5 protein-coding genes are annotated in these 4,443 nt (G+C 60.2%); all 5 read right to left on the reverse strand.

Annotation, left to right across the window (positions count from 1 at the left end):
- Positions 1-16: 16 nt before the first annotated feature.
- The 5 genes from ACTG4M_RS17060 to tolR all read right to left on the reverse strand — a co-directional run bounded on the left by ACTG4M_RS17060 (position 17) and on the right by tolR (position 4,437).
- Positions 17-835 (reverse strand): tetratricopeptide repeat protein, encoded by an 819-nt coding sequence (locus tag ACTG4M_RS17060; protein ID WP_439124869.1) that lies wholly within the window; start codon positions 833-835, stop codon positions 17-19.
- Between the two features lie 11 nt (positions 836-846).
- On the reverse strand, positions 847-1,365 hold the full coding sequence (gene pal / locus ACTG4M_RS17065; protein ID WP_439124870.1) for a peptidoglycan-associated lipoprotein Pal: 519 nt from the start codon (positions 1,363-1,365) through the stop codon (positions 847-849).
- Positions 1,366-1,499: 134 nt separating this feature from the next.
- Positions 1,500-2,825, reverse strand: coding sequence for a Tol-Pal system beta propeller repeat protein TolB (gene tolB / locus ACTG4M_RS17070; RefSeq protein ID WP_439124871.1), 1,326 nt, complete (start codon positions 2,823-2,825; stop codon positions 1,500-1,502).
- Positions 2,822-3,958 carry a cell envelope biogenesis protein TolA gene (locus ACTG4M_RS17075; protein WP_439124872.1) on the reverse strand — a complete coding sequence of 379 codons (1,137 nt, stop codon included), beginning with the start codon at positions 3,956-3,958 and terminating at the stop codon, positions 2,822-2,824. The genes tolB and ACTG4M_RS17075 overlap by 4 nt, the downstream gene beginning before the upstream one ends.
- Positions 3,959-3,966: 8 nt before the next feature.
- Positions 3,967-4,437, reverse strand: a complete 471-nt coding sequence (gene tolR, locus ACTG4M_RS17080) for a protein TolR (protein ID WP_439124873.1) — start codon at positions 4,435-4,437, stop codon at positions 3,967-3,969.
- Between the last annotated feature and the right edge of the window lie 6 nt (positions 4,438-4,443).

Below are 4,443 nucleotides of genomic sequence, written 5' to 3' on the forward strand. Positions count from 1 at the left end.
GCAAGCGGCGCGTCCGTCACTGGCAATTAAACCGCGCTTTGGCCGCCTCGGCCTGCGAAATCGCATCGCTGCTTCCCGGATAACGACCCGCCACCTCGCCCAACGTGACGCATGCTTCGGCCACGTTTCCAAGATCGCCTAAAGCGGCACCAAGCCGCCAAAGCGCCTCGGGTCCGGCGGCATCATCTGGATACCCCGCATACGCATCCAGATACCGCCGTGCCGCATCGCGGGTATTGCCCAAACCGGCAAGCGCTTGACCTTCGGCCACCAAGGCCTGCGCCTCTAGCGGTCCTCCTGGGTAGGCCTCGCGAAAGGCCGCAAACTGGTCTGCGGCGGATTGAAAGTCACCTTGGGCGAGCGCCTCCCCGGCTCGCCGAAAGTCTGTTTCTTCCCCAACCGCCAGTTCCGTGCCGCCGTTGGACGGCGCAGGCGGCTGTACGCTGGGCGCACTGACACCGGTGTCACCACCTAAGGTTGGTGTTTTGCCGATTGAGCCAATATCGCAACCGTCTTCAAGTTCGCACAAGCGAAACTCGAGATCACCAAGGCGCTGCGCGCCATTCTCGGCCACACGTGCCACACGAAATTCAAGTTCCTCGGTTTTCGCAGTCAGGCGCTGCAATTCGGCCTCAATGGCGTTCAAGCGATCCAGCGCCCCAGACGGTAACGCAACAGAGCTGCCACCTGTCGTGCTCATCTCACGTCGGAGTTTTTGCAATTCGACAAACAGCACAGACATGTCCTGCCGGATGTCCGCAAGTGTTTCCTGCGCCTGCCCCGTGATGGGCGCAAACGCGACCGCACAACTCAATACCAAAGCCCCCAAGCGCATTGCGATCTCCGTCAGCCAGTCAGTCCGGCGGAAATGATCGTCACAGCGCGCCGGTTCTTGGCATAACACGACTCTTCCGAGCAGATTTCAATCGGGCGTTCTTTACCATAGCTGACAAAACGCAAGCGGTTTGACGGAATGCCTTGCGACACAAGGTACTCCATCACCGCGTTCGCACGTCGCGCGCCCAAGGCAAGGTTGTACGAACGTGTGCCCTGTTCATCGGCATGGCCTTCGATCACGGCATTATAGTCAGAATTGGTGCGAAGCCATTGCACTTGGCCATCCAGCGTTGCGCGCGCTTGGGGACCAAGCGTGGATTGATCGACAGCAAACAGCACCCGGTCACCAACGGTCTGCTGGAAATAAGCGGGTGAACTGGGGTCGCTGGCGCTGCCCGGGACAATGCCACCAGCACTGCCAGTCGCCGCGTTGAGATCAACCGCGCTATCGTCGAAACGATTGGCATTGGTACACGCAGACAAGACCAGAACGGCCATCAAAATCGTGGTTCTTGCGTAAAGTCGCATAGGATGTCCTGCTCTTTATTATTGGTTAGAATTTACCACAGCATCGCTGCCGCGCCTAGTGATCTGCGCGTCTCGAGAATTTTCGTACGAAAATTCTGGCCGCTCTGTATTAAATTCTGGTGAAGGGCCACGCATTATTGCAAAGGCCCCCAGCTTGGGTCCGACGCCCCCTCGGGTGTGCGCACACGTTTGAGATTCCGGCCCGAGATATCCACCGTATAAAGCGAGGACGACCCCTGCGCGCCCTGCGTTTCGCGGGCAAACATGATCACTCGGCCATTGGGGGCCCAAGTCGGGCCTTCGTCCAGAAAAGATGCGGTAAGCAATCGTTCTTCCGACCCATCGGTGCGCATCACGCCAATATGGAATCGCCCTGCATTCTGCTTGGTAAAGGCAATCATATCACCACGCGGTGACCAGACCGGCGTGGAATAGCGCCCCTGACCAAAGCTGATCCGCCGCGCCTCGCCGCCATTGGCCGCCATGACATATAGCTGTTGCGTCCCGGACCGATCACTTTCGAATACGATCTGGCTACCATCGGGCGAATAGCTTGGAGCGGTCTCAATGGACGGCGCGCTCGTTAGTTGGCGCGTACCGCCGCTGCCGATATCCATTGCCCAGATATCAGTATTTGACCCCTGGGTCAGTGAATAGACAACCGTTTGACCATTCGGAGCAAAGCGTGGGGCAAAGCTCATCACACCGTCCTGCCCCTGCAGGATGCGGCTTTGCACTGTCCCAACCTCAAGCACATGAACACGCGGCATGCCGGTCTCGTAACTGGTGTAAAGCACGCGCTGTCCGTTTTCAGAAAATCGCGGTGCCAAAACCAAAGCATTTCCACCGGTCAGGAACTGCACATTTGCACCGTCATAGTCCATCACAGCCAACCGCTTGGACCGCTGGTCTTTGGGTCCGCTTTCCGACACAAAAACCACGCGACTGTCGAAGTACCCGCTTTCGCCGGTGATCCGGCTGTAGACCTGATCGGCCACCTTATGCGCCATACGCCGCCAGCCATCGGGTGTACCCGCAAACTGCATGCCCTGACCAAGCTCGGTGCCCGCGAACACGTCCCAAACGCGGAACTTGACGACCACGCGCCCACCTTCGGAACTGACCGCACCCGTCACAAGCGCTTGTGCATTAATCGCCTTCCAGTCGGCAAACTGCACCGGGCTGCCAAAACTGGTGATCTGGCTGATATGCGCCTCGCGTGGCACTTCCCGAAACAAGCCAGAACCTGTCAAATCCTCGGCAACCACCCGCGCAATTTGCTGTGCCAGTTGTTGCCCACCCGCGCTTTCGGCGACGAAATCGGGCACCGCATAGGGCAGAGGTTCAACAACTCCTTCGGTGATCTCGATCCGGAGCGGCCCGCTTTGCGCAGATGCCATCACTGGCGCGCTGACTGCGATTATCACTGCAGCCAAAAGTGTCGCGACGATCTGTTTCATCGGATCCTCATACTCTCGGGGTTGAACGTCATCTCGACGGTCTTCCATTGGTCAAACTTGTCAGGCGGCAAGGTATACCCATCGCCCTGACACCGCAAAATCGCTCGGCGCGCCGCCTGAAAGGCAGTGTCCACCGCAGAGCCCGTACCCCCTTCGGCTGACAACATCCGTAGGCTTGAACTCACCACGCGCCCGGATCGATCCATGTCAAACCCAACCGTGACGGTCACGTTGGCCGCTTGCGACCCGACGTCCACAAACCAGCAGTCTTGAACTGCGATCCGGAAACCGTCGGTTTCGCCTTGTGTCAAAGGTGGACCGCTTGCGGTGCCTGTGGGCGATCCGCCCAACGCCTCTTCCAAGGCACCCGCAATGGCGGACGCCGTTGCATCTGCGGCAGCGGTATCTTCCTGCTCCGCAGGGGTCACTTCGGCCGGGGCGGCAGGGGCTTCGACCGTTTCCGTCGGTGCCGGGGTGGGGGTGGGGCGGTTCGGACGCACCTGCGGACGCACAGATGCCGTCGGCGCACGGGCCGGCTCTTCGGCTTCGGTCACGATCTCGGTCGCGGCGGCCTCTGGCGCGGTTGCCTGCTGTTCCTCGGCATCCGTCACATCTGGCGTCTCGGATTGTTCGACGGTTTCCCGAACCTCCGGTGCAATCTCGGCCTCAGGCTCAGGCTCAGGCACAGCTTCAGGCGCAACTCTGGGTGCCGGACGTGGGATCGGGCGCAACGCCACTTCGGGCGCTTCGACCTCTGGCACAGGGTCCGGTGCGGGCGGCTGTGGCACGTCTTCGGCAACGTCCGGCTCAGGCGTCGGAACAATCGGTGTCGGTTCAGGATCAGGTTCCACAAACTCGGGCTCGACCGGGTCGGGCGGAGTAACGGGCTGCAGGTCTTCAGCAGGTGGTTCCGGCAAAGGCTCTTCGATCTCTGGTTCAGGCAATACCGCAGGCTCCCCACCCAAAGTCGGCGCAGCCTGCGGCTGCGTCATAGCGGCGAACTGCGCCTCAGAGATAACAGACACATCAGCCACCTGAACCTCTGGCGGATCGCTGCGGAACATGCCGCCAAACAAGGCCCAGAGGATCAGAAACCCATGGGCACCTCCCGAGATATAATGGCCCGTATGCACTGCGCGCCTCAGCCATCCGACCCGTCAAGCGCCGGACCCCCGATATCGGTCACCAACCCGATCGAACTGAACCCACCTGAATTCAGCGCTCCCATGATCTGCGCCACCACTTCATAGGTCACGGTCCCGTCGGCACGCAGGAAAACCCGGTCATCCGACCGTTCAGCGGCAATGGCCCGCAACCGCGGGACGAGATCTTCCCGCGCAATTTCGGTGTTCTGGATCGATACAACACCATCCGCCGAGATCGTCACGGTCAACGGCTCTTCGGTCTCTGACGGCAGAGCAGACGCTGCTGTCTTCGGCAACTCGACCGGCACACCGACCGTTAGCAACGGGGCCGCGACCATAAAGATGATCAACAGCACCATCATCACGTCAACAAAAGGTGTGACGTTGATTTCCGACATCGGCATAGCGCGGCTCTTGCGCCGCCTGAGCCCGCCGCCTCCACCTGTTTTGACCACACCGCCAGCCATGGCTCA

Source organism: Marivita sp. (assembly GCF_965656765.1).
Classification (GTDB): Bacteria; Pseudomonadota; Alphaproteobacteria; order Rhodobacterales; family Rhodobacteraceae; genus Marivita.